Consider the following 16,908-nt stretch of genomic DNA (forward strand, 5'->3'; position numbering starts at 1 on the left):
TTGAAAAGTGATACCTGGTAGAGTATAATTTTCTGTAGAGTGGGGACGTAGCGCAGTTGGGAGCGCGATACAATGGCATTGTATAGGCCGAGGGTTCGAATCCCTTCGTCTCCACCAGGCGGGGAACACGAGTTCTCCGCTTTTTTAATTTTGGTGATGTGGATGAAGAGACTCCTCGTTTTTGTCTTGGTTTTGGTTGAAGCCGCGCTAGTTGCAGCCCCCTCAGTGTTTTTCACTGACGATGGGAGAGCGGTGCAAAAAATACTGAACGTTCTTGAGGATGCGAGAGAAGAGGTCATCTTGGTATCTTACTCTCTTGATGAAACCGAGATAATGAAATGTCTAAATCACCTTGAGGGAAGGGGAGTAAGAATTAAGGTGATGATCGATGATTCGACTGTGGATAGAGCCTTCGCAAAATCACCGGAATTTGAAATCAGGAGCGATACTGCAGCGGCTCTAGTCCACTCGAAATTTCTTGTCGTTGACAGACAAGTGGTTGTCTTCGGAACGGGCAACTTCACTGAAGGAAGCCTAAGAGAAGATTCGAATAGCTTTTTGGTTTTCGAATCTCCATCGGTAGCTGAGTTGTTTCTACGATACTTTGAAGCGATTGAAACTGGGGCCTTTTTGGACGAAGTCAACATTGGAAACATTGATTTCTACTTGTGCCCTTCAGGGGAGGCAAGGGAAAGAGTAATAAAGGAGCTTATGGGAGCTAGAAGGGAGATATGTTTCGCTATGTTTGCCTTTACCGATCCGGAAATCTTAGCAGCTTTGAAATTTTGTGCTTCCAATGGAGTTAGGGTTACTGGCATAGTAGACAGCTGGAACGAGGATTCTCCTTTGCGAGAATATTTGACTACTGGAATGGAAGTAGATGAAGGCGGTGCTGTCACAATTCACGACAAGACATTTGTCGTTGATGGAGAAACTGTAATTACTGGTTCGGCGAATGCGTCTCTGAGCGGCTGGGGGAAAAATCGAGAAGTAGTTGCTATAATCGACTCCAGAGAACTTGCAAGGGAATTTGTGAATCATTTCGAGTATATAAGGGGGGTCTCAAAATGATTGTCAGAACGGCGCTGGCTCAAATAAATACGACTGTTGGAGATATAAACGGTAACAAGAATAAGATCATAGAGGCAATTGATAAGGCGACCGCAAGTGATTCGGAAATACTTTTGTTCCCAGAACTGACGGTGACAGGATATCCTCCTGAAGATCTACTACTCAACACAGGCTTTCTCAGAGAGAATTTGGCTGCGCTTAGGGAAATCGCCAACTACACAGAAGGAAGCAAAACAATGATCGTTCTTGGGTTTGTAGATTTCTCCAATGAAATCTACAATGCTGCTGCCGTGATTCATTCGGGCGAGATTAGAGCCGTCTATAGAAAGATGAGCCTGCCAAACTATTCGGTATTCGATGAAAGGAGATACTTCTCTCCGGGAAGCCACCCTTTACTAGTAAGATACGGGGAAGCGAATATCGGGATAAATATCTGTGAGGATCTTTGGGTTCCTTCCGGCCCGATAAATGAACAGGCTATTGGAGGCGCAAATCTCATACTCAATCTTTCAGCTTCTCCCTTTTCCGGGATGAAGAACAAGACAAGGTCCGCTCTGTTGCTTACAAGGGCGATGGAGTACTCCAGCACCATAGTATACTGTAATCTAGTGGGTGGTCAAGATGATCTAGTCTTTGACGGCAGAAGCTGCGTAGCGATGCCGGATGGAAGATTGCTAGTAGGAAAGGCTTTTGAAGAAGATATGATTCTGCTCGATATAGACACCGATGTTTCGACTAGATACAACCTTTTCGAAGGAAAGAGGAAAGACTATTCTATGCAGGTAAGCCTCGAAGAGGTCTCAATAAAGCCATCTCGTCGACAGAGTCCATCGGTAAACCCTGATAGCTACTGTCAAGAACTCTGCAAGTACGATGAGCTGATAGCGGCCCTGGAAGTCGGAATAAGAGATTACGTGAAAAAGAACGGTTTCAAGAAGGTAGTACTTGGCTTAAGTGGGGGAATGGATTCCTCGCTAGTAGCAGCTCTAGCTGTCAGGGCAATCGGTAACGACAATGTTAAGGGTGTAATGATGCCCTCGAGGATAACCTCAGACGAATCAAAGAGAGATGCACTGGAACTTTTGAATAATCTCCAAATAGAGGGTTTGGAAATACCGATAGACGATATCATGTGTACGACACTGAGCACTCTAGAACCAGTATTTGCGGGGACATCTGAAGATATTACTGAAGAGAATCTGCAGGCAAGAATTCGAGGGATGATACTGATGGCTCTCTCTAACAAGTTTGGATGGCTGGTTCTTATTACCGGCAACAAGAGTGAGATGGCAACAGGTTATGCTACTCTTTACGGGGATATGGCGGGTGGATTTGCCGTCCTCAAGGATCTGTACAAGACCCAGGTATATAAAATCGCAGAGCGAATAAATGAACTCGCGAAGAGAGATATGATACCGCGAAATGTGTTTTCCAAAGCTCCGTCAGCAGAGTTGAGAGAAGGTCAAAAAGATCAGGACTCTCTTCCTCCATATGAGATTCTGGACGAAATCCTCAGGCTTCACATTGAAGAGGGTCAGTCGGCGGAAGAGATTGTGCTGGAGGGTTTTGAAAGGGATACTGTGGAGCACTCTCTCAAACTTTTGAGAAGGAGCGAGTACAAACGCAAACAGTGTCCTCCCGGAATAAAAGTGTCCAAAAGAGCTTTCGGAAAAGATTGGAGAATGCCAATTACCAATCACTACTGAACCTTCCAGTTTTGAACACAGCAAAAATCATCGAAGGATTCTAAGTAGTCCTTAGTTATCTTAATAATCAACCTTATTTACCAATATGATGGGAGTGTCCAGGAAATTCTCGATTAATCTTAATTCGAACTCAGGATCACAACACTTGCCTTTCGGATGCTTCATCTATATTTACCCCTTCTTTGCTACAATTCACAACTGTCATGCGCAATTTCCCTGTGAGGTGAATACAGATTTCGATGTGAGATCTCAGGTAAGAAGGCTTCAAGATCTCGATTCCTCGAGAGACAGTCGCCATCTTTAGCGCCGAGAAACTATTGTCACTTGCGCTTGGCATTCAGTTATGGAGGAATGAAAGAGACTAAGTAACCTTTCTGCCAATAAAGATAGTGCCTACTTCTTCATCATGATCGCGTACAATCTTCCCCGTGAATTCAATGACGGCATTTGATTTCTGCCTGACTGGAAATCTGATCTTGTTTTTAAGGGGCTCTGATGGCTTTGAAACGGCAATCTTAAGGAAGTTCCTTAGAGGTTCTGAACTAATGTCCTCCAGAGCTTTATTTTCTTCATTTTCCAGTCTGGTTTCAAAGTATTTCTCGGCAGCTTCATTCAAGTAAATCAGTCGATTCTTCATATCGGTTGCGATCGCCAGATCACCAGTCCCGTTTAGAAGCAGGGAATGAAGATTATTGCGCCTCTGAAGCTCAATGCTTTCTGTAATATCTATTCCAATAACGAGTTCATAGACATTATCGTCAACCCTCAATATGCTTCGCTTCGCTTCAACTATGAATTCGGTTCCGTCTCTTCGCCTGTGAAGTTGTCTTCCCTTCCACTTGCCGGACTTCATCATCGAGAACTGCATGGATTCTGCCTCTCCCTCACCATGCACCAAATATGAGGCAAGATTATCTCCCAGCATTTCTTCAAGATCATATCCATGGATTTCTGCAGCGAATTTGTTCAGATATACAATCCTTCCTTTCTCATCGACGGCTATTGCAATTTCTTCGGCATTGTCAAGAAAACGCCATTGGAGTATCAGCTCTTCCCTGTCTCTCTTCTGTTTTGAGATATCCATGAAGGTCAGCTGAACAACACTCTCTGCGCCGTAAAGCATTTCAGAGGTGTTGAAAATTACATAAGTCTTTCCACCGGTTTTTGTTAGCATAACGATTTCTCGATCAGTTTCGAAATGCTCAATTCCCAGAATAGTCTCCAAAGCAAAGGGTTCGTCATAAACAAGATCTTGCAATCGCATCTTTTCGATTTCTTCCTCCGAGTATCCCAGAAGGCTCTGCGCGACCTGATTGCAAAAGATCACATTTCCATCTCTTTTTCTAAGGATTAGCATTCCGCAGCCCATGCTATTCACCAGACCCATGTACTTCTCTCGTTCGAAATCAAGAATTTTTTGAAGACGATGCTTTTCCAACATCGAATAGACTATCTCGGGAAGATAGTGAAGATAACCGGGCCCCTTGAGAAGATACTCTCCAGGTTCGAGAGAGTACTTCGCAACAGCCTTCTCGCTACCAATGAGACACAGATAAGGAATGGAACCTGAACGAAGATTCATGATTATGTCTTCTCCGACATAATCGAAGACCATTGCATCAGAAAAGCGACTGTATTCGTCAGATACTTCTTCAACGTATCTCACGTCGAAGCGTTCATCGAAAGCTTCAATTAACCTTCTTGCATCCTTTTGGCTTCTTCCAACCAGGATAATTCGTGGCTTTGAATAGAAATCAAACACAGACTTCACCCCTGAACAGAACGCACCGATGAAACCAGTTACCTATACATCCACCCATAAAGGAAACAATTCGCAAAATCCATTCTGAATAAGCTAAACTTTGATGTTCATACCGGAGGTTACAGTCGTTTTGCTAACAATGCCGTTCAAAGCCTTGCAAAGGGAACTGGATGGTTATGCTACGAAAAGAAAGTTACATTTTTATTCTAGCATAGATTGGGAGAAGATTCAAAATTAGTACTTTCATGGCCAACAAAAGAAATAACCGGATGATCATCCGGTTATAAAATGGAGCAGGCGATGAGATTTGAACTCACAACCTCCGCCTTACCAAGGCGGCGCTCGACCGATTGAAGCTACGCCTGCTCTGCTGAAACTATGATATCACAGCATTTTTCAAGTTTCAATATCAACTGTCTTTGCTCCACCTTGTCTTTGGCTTTCTTGAAGCCGTTGCTTCATCAAGTCTGCCCACGGCAGTAAGCTTAGGAGCAGCTCTCAGTATCTCAGGATCCTTCTTTGCCTCGTTCAAAATCTTCTCGAATGTGTCAGCGAAGATGTCTAATGATTCTTTGCTCTCCGTTTCAGTTGGCTCGATCATAAGTGCTTCTTCGACTATTAGTGGGAAATAAATGGTAGGCGGGTGAATCCCGTAGTCTAAGAGCCTCTTAGCGACGTCTAGGGTTTTTACTCCATAATCCGAGACGAGTTTACTTCCTTTCAAAACGAACTCATGCATACAGATCCCGGCATAAGCAGTAGGTATCAGCTTCGTCAATCTTGCCCGAAGGTAATTTGCATTTAGCACCGCCATCTCACTTGCTCTCTTTAGTCCGTCTCCGCCTAAAGTGAGAATATAAGCATATGCCTTCAAGAAGACTCCAAAGTTTCCATAGAAACTCCTCACCTTACCTATGGAGTTAGGCAAATCATAATCCAGTGAGAATCTTCTGCCATTAAAACGAACTACGGGAACCGGAAGAAGATCTGCCAGAAAACTCTTAACACCAACCGGGCCGCTTCCGGGGCCACCCATACCATGAGGTGTGGAGAAAGTCTTGTGGAGGTTCAGATGCACTATGTCAAATCCCATGTCACCAGGTCTTGCGTGGCCCATAATAGCATTGAGATTCGCGCCGTCGTAATACAGCAGAGCCCCCTTACTATGTGCCAGTTCCTGAATCTCGCAGATCTCGTTTTCAAAGAGCCCTAACGTATTGGGATTTGTCAGCATTATTCCTGCGATACTTTCGTCCAGGATTTCCTCAAGGCTTTTTAAATCGACTCTACCATTTCTTCCTGAAGGGACCTCTATGACTTCAAACCCCGCCATAACTGCGGATGCGGGATTGGTTCCATGAGCAGAGTCTGGAACAATTACCTTTCTTCTATTATCCTCACCCTTAAGTTCGAAGTATTTTTTCATCAGCAGCATTCCAACCAGCTCACCATGAGCCCCGGCAGCCGGTTGCAGGGTAAAGCTGTCCATACCGGTTATCTCGCAAAGGGAGTTCTGCAAGTTGTACATGACTTCCAAAGCACCCTGAACCGTATCTTCAGACTGATATGGATGTATCTGACTGAACCCGTCAAGATTTGCGATCTTCTCGTTCACTCTTGGGTTGTATTTCATCGTGCATGAACCAAGTGGATAAAAGCCGCTGTCAACAGAGTGATTCTTCTTCGAGAGTCCCGTGTAGTGTCTGATTGCTTGAAGTTCACTCAATTGTGGAAGCAACGGCTCATTCTTCCGAACCGATTCTTCAGGCAGTAATTCTGAAGGCTCGTAACCATAAGATTCTTCCTTTGGAAGAAAGAAACTCTTTCTTCCTTCTTTTGACAGCTCGAATATTGTCATCCTATCGCCTCCAGCCTACCTGCAAAGAACTCCACTTCTTCGTTAAGGTTTGCTTCAGTTGTACAAATCAAACCACAATCCTTCAGTTTTTCGTTGAACCTCTCAAGTTCAAGTGGGCCCAATATCTTATCCTTCAATAACTCTTTGTTAAACTCTTTCAAATCACAATCAAAGCGAGCCACAAACTCGTTGAAAAAGGGCCCTGTGAAGACAAGGCTTACATGATCTGTTCTGCTTATTCTTTCGGAAAGATAATGAGCCTTATCGAAGGATCTCTTCGCTATCTCCCTTAAACCTTCAGAACCGATCATGCTCATGTATATTGAAGCGATTAGTGCATTGAAAGCATGATTCGAACATATGTTCGAGGTTGCTTTGCTTCTCCTGATATGTTGTTCTCTCGTTTGGAGAACCATTACGTAGCCTGTGCGACCATCGTTGTCCTTGGTCTCCCCGATGATTCTTCCTGGCATCTTTCTGATGTAACTCTCCTTAGATGCGAAGAAACCAAGCCCCGGTCCACCAAAAGAAGGTGCATTTCCCAACGGTTGACCGTCGCCCACGACTATATCGGCTCCCAACATCCCCGGAGCTTCAAGTATGCCCAAAGCGATAGGGTTTGTACTCACTATCATCATAGTGTGCTCCCCAATCGTGGAGCGAATTTCTGAGAGATTTTCAATTATTCCAAAGAAGTTTGGATAACCTAGAACAAAGCCAGAAATATCTTCTGTTAGTTTGTTCTGAAGGTCAGTAACATCTATCTGTCCAGATTCGGAATCGAAGGCAACAGTCTCTACATCGATGTCGCTACCAAAGCAATATGTTTTGATCGTCTCAACGTATTCGGGATGAAGTGCCTCCGAGACCAAAACCTTCTTACCACCCTTTACTCTGACAGCCATAAGAGCAGCTTCCGCAACGGCACTTGCACCATCGTACATCGATGAATTGGCAACTTCCATCCCCGTAAGTTCGCATATCATTGTCTGGAACTCGAATAACATCTGAAGAGTGCCCTGAGAAACTTCTGCCTGGTAAGGTGTGTAAGCAGTCAGGAATTCCCCTCTTGATGCTATCGCTTGAACCGCGCTAGGGACGAAGTGCTTATACACTCCGGCTCCTCGGAAGACAGACATATCGTTAAGCGTGAGATTTCTTTTGCTGAGTTCACTGAGGTCTCTAAGTACAGTGAATTCATCCTGACTCTCAGGTAAAGAGATGTCGACCTCGAACCTTTCGGGTATGTCGCTGAACAGCTCTGATATGCTCTTGACACCAACTACCTCCATCATTTCATCTATGTCTTTCTTTGTTTGGGGTAGATAGGGGAACTCAGGCATATTAGCCCTCCTCTTCGCAGTGTTTCTTATATGCCTCCAAATCCATCAGGCTGTCAAGTTCAGATTCGTTACTTATCTCCATCTTTGCAATCCAGCCTTCACCTTCGGCATCATCGTTGATCTTTTCTGGTGATGAATCGAGTTCTTCATTCACTTCAACAACCTTGCCGCTCACTGGTGCGTAGATATCACTGGCAGCTTTTACAGACTCTATCGTGCAGAAGACGTCTCCCTTCTTATATGACTTACCGACTTCAGGAAGGTCAACGTACACGATGTCCCCAAGGTGATCTTGAGCGTGATCCGAAATTCCTACAGTTGCAGTCTTTCCCTCTACCGATACCCATTCATGTGTTGCAGCATACTTTTTCATTTACACTCCTCCTTAACCTTTTGATTTCACAGAACCTCTATAGAAAGGTGTTTTTACTACAGTTGCAGGAGACCTCTTACCTCGAATCTCAACTTGTACCTCGGAACCGATTTTCCAGTATTCTTTTTCCAAGTAAGCAAGTGCGAGCGATTTCTGAAGGGTCGGTGAGAAGATACCACTCGTGATCCAGCCGATTTTCTTTTCACCATCAAAGACTTCGAACCCGTGTCTGGCAATGCTCTTGCCTGATAGTTCCAGTCCCTTCAATTTATACTTTGTTCCATTTGCCAGTTGCTCCTGAAGTACTTCCTTGCCGATGAAATCCTTCTCCATCTTGACGGTCCACTTCAAACCTGCTTCAAGAGGAGAGTTGTAATCGTTTAGCTCGTTACCGTAAAGCATGTAAGCCGCCTCAAATCTAAGGGTATCTCTTGCTCCGAGGCCGATTGGTTTGACACCAATACTTGACCCCAATTCAAGTATCTTTCTCCACAAAGCGACTACAGCTTCGGGGTCAACGTATAGCTCAAAACCATCCTCACCCGTGTATCCCGTGCGAGATACGAGAGCTTTTATGCCATTCACCCTGCCGTATTCAAAGTGATAGAATGGGATTTTCTCAAGCCTTACCTGTGATACCTCCGACAGGATCTCCTCCGCGCGTGGCCCTTGAAATGCAATCTGCGCAAAGTCAGCCGATGCGTCTTTGATTCTCACATCGAAACTACCCTTATTGCTCGTAATCCACTTGAAATCCTTGTCTTTGTTTGAGGCATTTACAACGAACATAGTTTTAGCATTGCTCAACCTGTAGACTAGAACATCGTCGACTATTCCGCCCTTTTCATTGCACATTGGAGAATACACAATAGCTCCGTTCTTGAGTGAAGAAACGGAGTTCGTCACCAGGTAGTCCGAAAAGTGAATGGCGTCTGGACCCTCGATTTCTATCTCTCCCATGTGTGAAACGTCGAAAAGACCGGCCACCTTTCTCACAAGGTTGTGTTCATTGATAATAGAATCGAACTGGAGCGGCATTTCCCATCCTGCAAAATCCACCAATTTCCCCTTTAGACGTACGTGCTCATCAAAAAGCGGAGTTCTCTTTAGCTCACTCATCCATTTCCTCCTTCCCCGTTTTCTTTAAGTCTTCAAAGATCTGGACGGCTTCATCAAAGACTTCGTCTGGTACAATAATGTCTACTAAACCGCCCGAACCAAAGTAAATACTATCGGTATATGCAAAATGAGAATCCACAAGTTCTGAAAAGATTCCCTCTTCGAGCAGAATCTCCTGGAACATCTTCGCTTCAAATTCAGGAACTCCCGATTTGAGGATCTTCATTTTATCACCTCCCGGTTCACCAGAAATTATACACCAAGTAATTAGATTAGTTAACTTCTGGAAGCTTTTCTGATTGATGACTTTAGAAGCTCAATGTGCTAGAATGTTTTCGTCTTGCTGAGTGTAGAAGTTGTTGGGAGGGATAATGATGATAAAGAAGATTGGTGTCCTTACGAGCGGGGGAGATTCACCGGGAATGAACGCGGCGATAAGAGCGGCGGTAAGAACGGCTTACACGGATGAGATAGCTGTCGTCGGAATTCGCAGAGGATACTCCGGTCTGCTCGATGAGGAATTCATCGATATGGATTACTCCTCTGTGGGAGGAATAATGGAGAAGGGCGGCACAGTACTTCGCAGCTCACGCTGTGAGGAGTTCAGAACCGAAGAGGGAAGAGCAAAAGCGGCCGACCTTTTGAGAGGCAATGGGATTGATGCCCTTGTAGTTATTGGTGGAGAAGGAAGCTTAAACGGAGCCAAGCTTCTCATGGATGAAAACGGAATTCCCGTAATAGGTCTTCCTGGAACGATTGACAATGATATTGCCATGACGGATATGTGTATCGGTGTCGATACCTGTTTGAATACCTGCGTAGAAACGATTCAGAAGCTCAAGGACACGGCTTCTTCACATGAAAGGGCCTTTGTTGTAGAAGTTATGGGAAGGAACTCTGGGTATGTAGCACTTGCTTCCGGTATGGCCGTTGGAGCTGAAGCCATTATAGTTCCAGAGCTTCCAGTGGACTACGAAGCGATTGCCGAGAAGATATGGAATGAAAGGAAAAGGGGAAAGATCAACTGTATTATAGTTGTCGCTGAAGGGGCTTCAAGCGCATATACAGTTGCTAGACATGTTGAACACAGGATTGGATACGAGACAAGAATAACCATTCTCGGCCACATTCAAAGAGGAGGCTCTCCCACTGCATTTGATAGAGTACTTGCTTCGAGAATGGGATATGCGTCGGTTAAGGCGCTTGAAGAAGGTAAAGCGGGAATGATGATGTCGTTGAATGGTGGGAAAATCAAAGGAGTACCTCTTGAGGAAGTGCTTTCACACAAAAAAGAACTGGATATGGAACTGATGGAAATGGCGAAAATACTCTCTTAATGAGGTGGTTTGATTGAGGAAGACGAAGATTGTATGTACCATCGGTCCGGCTACCGAATCTCTGGAGGTTTTGAAAACCCTTCTTAAAAGGGGAATGGATGTTGCAAGACTGAATACGACTCACGGCGACATTTCCGAACACAGGGAGCGAATAAGGAATCTTAAGGAGATTCGGAAGTCGGCGAATTCTCCCCTTACCATATTATTAGATCTCTCGGGTCCAAAGATCAGGACGGGCGTCTTCAAAAAGGATGCGGTGGACATTAAAAGAGGCAGTGAAATAATCCTAACAACCGAGGATATCGAGGGGGACGAGAAGATTGTCGGTGTGAACTATAAGAAACTTCCCGAAGAAGTCCAGCCGGGGAATCTGATTCTCATGGACGATGGGAAGATAAAACTGAGAGTAGAATCGATAACCGATTCTGAAGTCAAAACTAAGGTCTTAAATGGTGGAATAGTGACACACAGAAGAGGTATAAACCTTCCTGGAATCGACATAAGCATTCCTGCAATTACCGAGAAGGATAAGAAGTTCATCAAACTTGGAATTGAAGAACGGGTTGATTATTTTGCCCTTTCATTTGTGAGAAGATCAGAAGATGTTTTACATGCCAAAAAAGTGATTAAGGATCTTGGGGGTTCTATTCCAATAGTCTCGAAGATAGAAACAGAACAGGCCTTAAAAAACATTGAACAAATTGCGGAAGTCTCCGACGGATTAATGGTTGCTAGAGGCGATTTAGGAGTTGAAATACCGGTCGAAGAAGTCCCGGTAGCTCAGAAGAAGATAATTAGATACGGTAATCAAAAACGCATTCCCGTAATAACTGCTACTCAAATGCTGGAATCGATGATTGAGAATCCGGTACCGACGAGGGCAGAGGCAACCGATATCACAAATGCCATTCTGGACGGTAGTGATGCGATAATGCTTTCTGGCGAGACTTCGATCGGCAAGTATCCTCTAGAAGCAGTGTCGGTTATGGATCTCACTGCTAGAGCTGCAGAGAAGTATCTTAAGCAGAATCCGGAATTACTTAAGTGGACAAGGGAAAAGATATCTACGGACGACCATACAGATGCCATATGCAGGGCAGCATGGGATATAAGTGAGGAGCTGAAAGTGAAAGTAATAGTGAGCTCCACATTCTCGGGGCACACGGCAAGAAACGTCTCCGGGTTTCGCCCGAGAGCTCACATACTTGCAGTTACTCCAAATGAGGAGACGTATTACAGGTTGAACCTCGTTTGGGGTGCCCGCCCAGTTTTAATGGGCCTTGGCTCCTCGACAGACGATCTCGTCAGAGTGGCCGGGCCGCTTGCTAGACGCCTAAAGCTTGTGAAATCCGGTGACACGATAATACTGACGGCCGGTATTCCGTTTGGAACTAGCAACTCCACGAACATTCTCAAACTGGAAACTGCGTGATGGAGTTGCCTGACTCGAAACTGTGCAAAAGGCAGAAGCTGTATGATAACAAAAAGAATCCAGAGAAAAATGTGAACAGCCGTCTTCTTGCGTGCTCATTTTTTTATGTTTACGATCATTTAACACAGAAAGCTCTTGAAGAAATCGGAACGATGTTTTATCATTTATTAGCAGAGTATCACTGTGAGTGCTAAAACATAAAATTCGAAAGGAGGCTTTTTATGAAAGTAGTTCCCCTTGGTACAAGATTATTGATTAAGCCTTATGAGGAAGAGAAGAAGACATCAGGTGGTATCGTTCTTCCCGACGCTGCGAAGGAGAAACAGATGACTGCGAAGGTAATTGCAGTTGGAGAGAAAGTCGAGGATATTGACCTTAAGGAAAACGACAAGGTCCTCTATTCCAAGTATTCCGGCACGGAGATCAAGATCGATGATGACGACTACATAATCATCGATCAGGATGATATCCTGGCAAAGATCGAGGATTGAAGGAGGAATCGGTATGGCTAAGATTCTGAAATACAGCGAAGAAGCACGAAGATCGCTTGAAAAAGGTGTAGACGCGGTAGCAGATGCAGTTAGGATAACGCTCGGTCCCAAAGGGAGAAACGTAGTTCTTGAGAAGAGCTGGGGCTCTCCGACGATAACCAATGATGGTGTATCGATCGCAAAGGAAATCGATCTGGAAGATAAATTCGAGAATCTTGGAGCTCAGCTCGTAAAGGAAGTAGCTTCCAAGACGAACGATATTGCCGGTGACGGAACCACGACTGCGACCGTTCTCGCACAGGCAATGATCAAGGAAGGTTTGAAAAATGTTACCGCTGGAGCCAATCCTATACTCATGAAGAAGGGTATCCAGAAGGCAACAGAGAAGGCCGTCTCTCACATCAGGTCCTTATCGAAGAAGATCTCTTCAAGAGAGGACATTGCTTCAGTTGCAGCTATTTCTGCCAATGACTCGGAGATTGGTGAACTCATTGCAGAAGCGATGGACAAGGTCGGTCAGGATGGAGTAATAACGGTAGAAGATTCCAAGACCCTCGACACATACGTAGAGTTCGTTGAAGGTATGCAGTTTGACAGAGGCTACATTTCTCCTTACTTTGTTTCCGATCCAGAGAAGATGGAAGCTATAATCAAAGAGCCTCTTATTCTTATAACCGACAAGAAAGTCTCAGCAGTAAAACCGCTCGTTCCGATTCTGGAAAAGGTTGCCCAGGCAGGCAAGCCACTCGTAATAATCGCTGAAGACATTGAAGGTGAAGCACTTTCCACTCTCGTTCTCAATAAGCTCAGAGGTACTCTCGACTCAGTAGCTGTTAAGGCTCCCGGTTTCGGTGACAGAAGAAAGGCAATGCTGCAGGACATCGCAATTCTTACAGGTGGTACTGTGATCAGCGAAGAGGTTGGACTCACCCTTGAAAATGCAACTATCGATGACCTTGGTAGTGCGGGTGTTGTAAAGGTCAAGAAGGACGACACGATAATCGTTGATGGCAAGGGAGATCCCGAAAAGATCAAGCAGAGAATTGGTCAGATCAAGGTTCAGATCGATCAGACTACTTCCGAATACGAAAAGGAAACTCTCCAGGAAAGACTTGCAAAGCTTTCAGGAGGAGTGGCGGTTATCAAAGTCGGTGCTGCAACAGAGACCGAGCTCAAAGAGAAGAAACATAGAATTGAGGATGCTCTCTCAGCGACAAGAGCTGCAGTAGAGGAAGGAATCGTAGCCGGAGGCGGAGTTGTTCTTGCGAGAGCGAAGAAGCCCGTTCAGGAACTCTTCGATAGCACGGAGAATCCCGATATCAAGATTGGTATCAAGGTGGTCATGAAGGCCCTAGATGCTCCGATTCGGCAGATAGTCGAGAACGCCGGTTTAGACGGTGCAGTGGTCGTTGACAAGATTCTTCACAGTGACGATGCAGCTTTTGGATACGATGCTCTGAACGATGTCTATACAGACATGTTCAAAGTGGGTATCATAGACCCTGCAAAGGTTACAAGAAGTGCTCTTCAGAATGCGGCATCCATTGCGGGTATACTTCTTACAACAGAAGCCGCTCTTACAGAAAAGCCAGAAGAAAAACCCCAGGCTCCAATGCCACAGATGCCTGAGTATTGATGAAGTGATCTTTTGAAGGGAGAGCTTGCTCTCCCTTTTTTTTGCCAAGTAGAAAAGCTTCTTTGTACGATAAACAAAACGAAGTGAGAGAGCCTCTATGAATTATCTTCTCTCACAGTTTCTTCCTATAATTCTCCTTTGAATAGCCGATCACTACCCATGACATCTTCTCTGGAGCTCAAAAGTTTCTTAGTTCCAGAATCGGTCATCATCATCAAACGAACACGACTCAATCATCTATACGGTCTTGACATTAATCCTCGCCTGATCGAGGGGCCGTTTGCAGCTGAAAGATCCACTTGTTAGAGGAACTGATAGTTGGTCACTGAATGGTGTAAAAGTCGAGAAAACGAAAATTCGAAAGTAGAGAGTAATGAATTTCTTGATGACCGGCGTACTCTTAAAATCAAGGATCCGCTGATCGCTGTGAAGAGCCGTCCTTAAATAGGATCAAAAAAATCGATAAAGAGGTCAGAGGTTTGAGAATAGATGTATGAAGATGAAGATCGTTCAGAGAATCTAACAATGCGTCATGAGCTCGTTTCAGCATCTCGATCTAAGATCCGCTGTGCGCTAAAGAACGAAGACCCGCTGAACACTTGGAAAAGCCGACAAAGAGAATATTCGAGAGTTCTCTGCGCTCAAGAGAAGACGAGAGCGAAAAAGGGACTGACGATTCTCCTCACGTCTTTTTTACGCGAGGGACAGGGATCCTGACCAGGAGCATTGTCAGGATAACGTGAAGGGAGAGCCTGCCCTGAAGTGCTCCTGTTCAGGGTGATTCCCTAATTCTCACATACTGTCATCCCATATTGCTCCTGTACGGGATCTCGTACCCATGAACCGCTATGCGCTGATAAGATCAAAACTGGATCCCGAAACAAGTTCGGGATGACAAAGTGAGAGACATCCATCCTGCATTCCCGGAAATTATAACGAAGGTGATTTCACCCCCAGTTTGGCGTAGATATCCTTCTGCTTCTTAGTGACTTCTCCGATCAAGCGGCCATGTTCGGGATACTCAAACCTTTCAATGGTGTCCAGTTCGTCGAGGAGACCCTGCAATGTCCAGTTATCGAAGAGACCGGTGTCCTGCATCTTCTTCTTTATGTAGGAAAGATAAATCAATGCGACAAACTCGACAAACAACTTTCCATTCAGTGATAGTTCTGAAGAAACCTGCATTCTACGGAAATTCAAACGATCCTTGAGGTTCCCAAACCCCTTTTCCACTATGTCTTTACTGCGATAGAGAGATAAGGCCTCGAAGGGATCGTTGACTTCATTGGAAAGCAGTGCGAAATAGCCATAGTTTCTTGCCGCTTCACGCATCGCCTCCTCCTTCGGTGTGACTTTCCTGCCCCTTTTTGGTGTACTGGTAACAGTGAAGAATCTATCATAGTCCTTCATGCGGTATTCTTCACGCGTGTTGTTTGCCAAATCATTGTATAGTCTGCTCAGATAATCGTTCATCTCTGCCTGATCTTTGGCTGCCTTCTCGGGATTGTAGAAAAGATGTAAATATGCCCTCCTTTTCGAGCTGAATACGTCCCCTTTACTGGGTCTTTCCTGTTCATATTCCCACTGGATTGTTCGGCACAAGCCATATACTCCGAACTGGGGTTGCAGGTTTGACCATAGCTGGAGGTTATCGCGCTCTTCTTCCAGGGTCTCTTTCACATAATTCAAATTCAGTTTGACACCGATGATGAATTTCTGGTGGTTCTTGAAGAGCAGGTTTATGTTCTCTCTGCTATAAAAGCCTCTGTCAAGAAGGACACTTACCTTTTTGTATCCCATGACATTGAATTCAGCCATAAGTTGCTTGACCGTTTTCACGTCGGTGATATTGCCAGGGAGCTTCCGGTAGTAAAAGGGAAGTCCAGACTGTTCACCGAAGAGAAGGGCGAGGTTGATTTGAGGTAGTCTCTCGTACTCTTTGTTTCTTCCTTTCTTTACCTGTCTCAGTGTCTCTGAATAACTGGAGATGGAAGTGATGTCAAAGGCCCAGTATTCTTTCTCAATTCTACGTCTGCCCTGCTTCTTGAAAAACATCATCCTCTCTTCTTCGGAAATAGATTGGAACAGCTCACTGCTGCGCTGTGATGGTATGTCTTCTCCATAAGGATGAACATGCAATCTCTGCCAATGTGAAAACCTACTAAGGGAGTTGTTCTCTTCGAGAATAAGATAATAGGCAATAGACAGAATCATTCTATAACGATCGGGGAAACAGGCTTTCAAATCTGCCTCAACTTCGGTGATCTTTCCAACCTGATCGAGAAGATAGCAAGCACCATAGAAATCCCTGCGGATTTTGGTGATGGGAACTGAACCGGGCTTTTTCGAAATGCTATCCTTCTTTTCAGTATCCTTCCTGTATGACCTCGTCGGTAGGATTTCTCCAGTGTTTGGATCCAGTTTGCCGATTAAGGTTCTCTTGGCTCTGGACTGTTGTTTTTCCTTGTCCCAATAGGCTTCGTTTTTGTAGACATATGTGATTCCAGTTTTCTTGTTCTTCTGATAGACAATCCCCATCTCTTCACCTCGTTACATGCATTATAATATATAACGAGTAGCAAACCTAGAGAAAACAACCCTAACTCAGTCTTTTCAACGCTTTAAATGGTTTTCATCGTTAGATTTCGGGAACTTAGGGTTCAAAACAGTGGTTCAGTGGTGACTGGTTATTGGTATTCTCCAGTCTTTTCCGAAAGCTCTTTTGGATACTTTTATTCCGGGAGGAAACTGTTTGCGTTTGTACTCGCTCCTTCTCAAAA

13 protein-coding genes and 2 tRNA genes are annotated in these 16,908 nt (G+C 44.7%); 7 read left to right on the top strand and 8 right to left on the bottom strand.

What is annotated here, in order from left to right:
* Positions 1-41 precede the first annotated feature (41 nt).
* The 3 genes from Y696_RS10375 (at position 42) to Y696_RS10385 (ending at position 2,777) form a co-directional block, all read left to right on the top strand.
* Positions 42-117 (top strand) — tRNA-Ala (locus tag Y696_RS10375).
* A 45-nt stretch (positions 118-162) separates the two neighbouring features.
* Positions 163-1,071 carry a phosphatidylserine/phosphatidylglycerophosphate/cardiolipin synthase family protein gene (locus Y696_RS10380; protein WP_259459922.1) on the top strand — a complete coding sequence of 303 codons (909 nt, stop codon included), beginning with the start codon at positions 163-165 and terminating at the stop codon, positions 1,069-1,071.
* Entirely contained in the window at positions 1,068-2,777 is a 1,710-nt protein-coding gene (locus Y696_RS10385; RefSeq protein WP_121510434.1) for an NAD+ synthase, read from the top strand. The genes Y696_RS10380 and Y696_RS10385 overlap by 4 nt, the downstream gene beginning before the upstream one ends.
* 361 nt (positions 2,778-3,138) lie before the next feature.
* Here Y696_RS10385 and Y696_RS10390 read toward each other — a convergent pair whose 3' ends face one another.
* The 7 genes from Y696_RS10390 to Y696_RS10420 form a co-directional block, all read right to left on the bottom strand.
* Positions 3,139-4,539, bottom strand: coding sequence for a PAS domain-containing protein (locus tag Y696_RS10390; protein ID WP_121510435.1), 1,401 nt, complete (start codon positions 4,537-4,539; stop codon positions 3,139-3,141).
* A 289-nt stretch (positions 4,540-4,828) separates the two neighbouring features.
* Positions 4,829-4,905, bottom strand: a tRNA-Thr gene (locus tag Y696_RS10395).
* Positions 4,906-4,948: 43 nt separating this feature from the next.
* Positions 4,949-6,397: an aminomethyl-transferring glycine dehydrogenase subunit GcvPB gene (gene gcvPB, locus Y696_RS10400; protein ID WP_121510436.1), complete on the bottom strand. Its 1,449-nt coding sequence runs from the start codon at positions 6,395-6,397 to the stop codon at positions 4,949-4,951.
* On the bottom strand, positions 6,394-7,740 hold the full coding sequence (gene gcvPA / locus Y696_RS10405; RefSeq protein ID WP_121510437.1) for an aminomethyl-transferring glycine dehydrogenase subunit GcvPA: 1,347 nt from the start codon (positions 7,738-7,740) through the stop codon (positions 6,394-6,396). Before gcvPA ends, gcvPB begins: the two co-directional genes overlap by 4 nt.
* Before the next feature lies 1 nt (position 7,741).
* Positions 7,742-8,113, bottom strand: coding sequence for a glycine cleavage system protein GcvH (gene gcvH, locus Y696_RS10410; protein WP_121510438.1), 372 nt, complete (start codon positions 8,111-8,113; stop codon positions 7,742-7,744).
* Positions 8,114-8,125: 12 nt separating this feature from the next.
* Positions 8,126-9,232: a glycine cleavage system aminomethyltransferase GcvT gene (gene gcvT, locus Y696_RS10415; RefSeq protein WP_121510439.1), complete on the bottom strand. Its 1,107-nt coding sequence runs from the start codon at positions 9,230-9,232 to the stop codon at positions 8,126-8,128.
* Positions 9,225-9,458 (bottom strand): DUF2007 domain-containing protein, encoded by a 234-nt coding sequence (locus Y696_RS10420; protein WP_121510440.1) that lies wholly within the window; start codon positions 9,456-9,458, stop codon positions 9,225-9,227. Before Y696_RS10420 ends, gcvT begins: the two co-directional genes overlap by 8 nt.
* A 151-nt stretch (positions 9,459-9,609) precedes the next feature.
* On the opposite strand from Y696_RS10420, the gene pfkA reads away from it, so the two are divergent.
* From pfkA to groL, 4 genes are all read left to right on the top strand, one after another.
* Positions 9,610-10,569, top strand: coding sequence for a 6-phosphofructokinase (gene pfkA / locus Y696_RS10425; protein WP_039882362.1), 960 nt, complete (start codon positions 9,610-9,612; stop codon positions 10,567-10,569).
* A 13-nt stretch (positions 10,570-10,582) separates the two neighbouring features.
* Positions 10,583-12,001 (top strand): pyruvate kinase, encoded by a 1,419-nt coding sequence (gene pyk, locus Y696_RS10430; RefSeq protein ID WP_006487667.1) that lies wholly within the window; start codon positions 10,583-10,585, stop codon positions 11,999-12,001.
* 221 nt (positions 12,002-12,222) lie between these two features.
* Positions 12,223-12,492 (top strand): co-chaperone GroES, encoded by a 270-nt coding sequence (gene groES, locus Y696_RS10435; RefSeq protein ID WP_006487663.1) that lies wholly within the window; start codon positions 12,223-12,225, stop codon positions 12,490-12,492.
* Positions 12,493-12,505: 13 nt separating this feature from the next.
* Positions 12,506-14,128 (top strand): chaperonin GroEL, encoded by a 1,623-nt coding sequence (groL, locus tag Y696_RS10440; protein WP_014731609.1) that lies wholly within the window; start codon positions 12,506-12,508, stop codon positions 14,126-14,128.
* A gap of 930 nt (positions 14,129-15,058) precedes the next feature.
* On the opposite strand, the gene Y696_RS10450 is transcribed toward groL, so the two are convergent.
* Positions 15,059-16,666: an IS1634 family transposase gene (locus Y696_RS10450; RefSeq protein WP_121510441.1), complete on the bottom strand. Its 1,608-nt coding sequence runs from the start codon at positions 16,664-16,666 to the stop codon at positions 15,059-15,061.
* Between the last annotated feature and the right edge of the window lie 242 nt (positions 16,667-16,908).

The sequence above is a fragment of the Mesotoga sp. H07pep.5.4 genome (genome assembly GCF_003664935.1).
In the GTDB taxonomy this organism is placed as follows: domain Bacteria; phylum Thermotogota; class Thermotogae; order Petrotogales; family Kosmotogaceae; genus Mesotoga; species Mesotoga prima.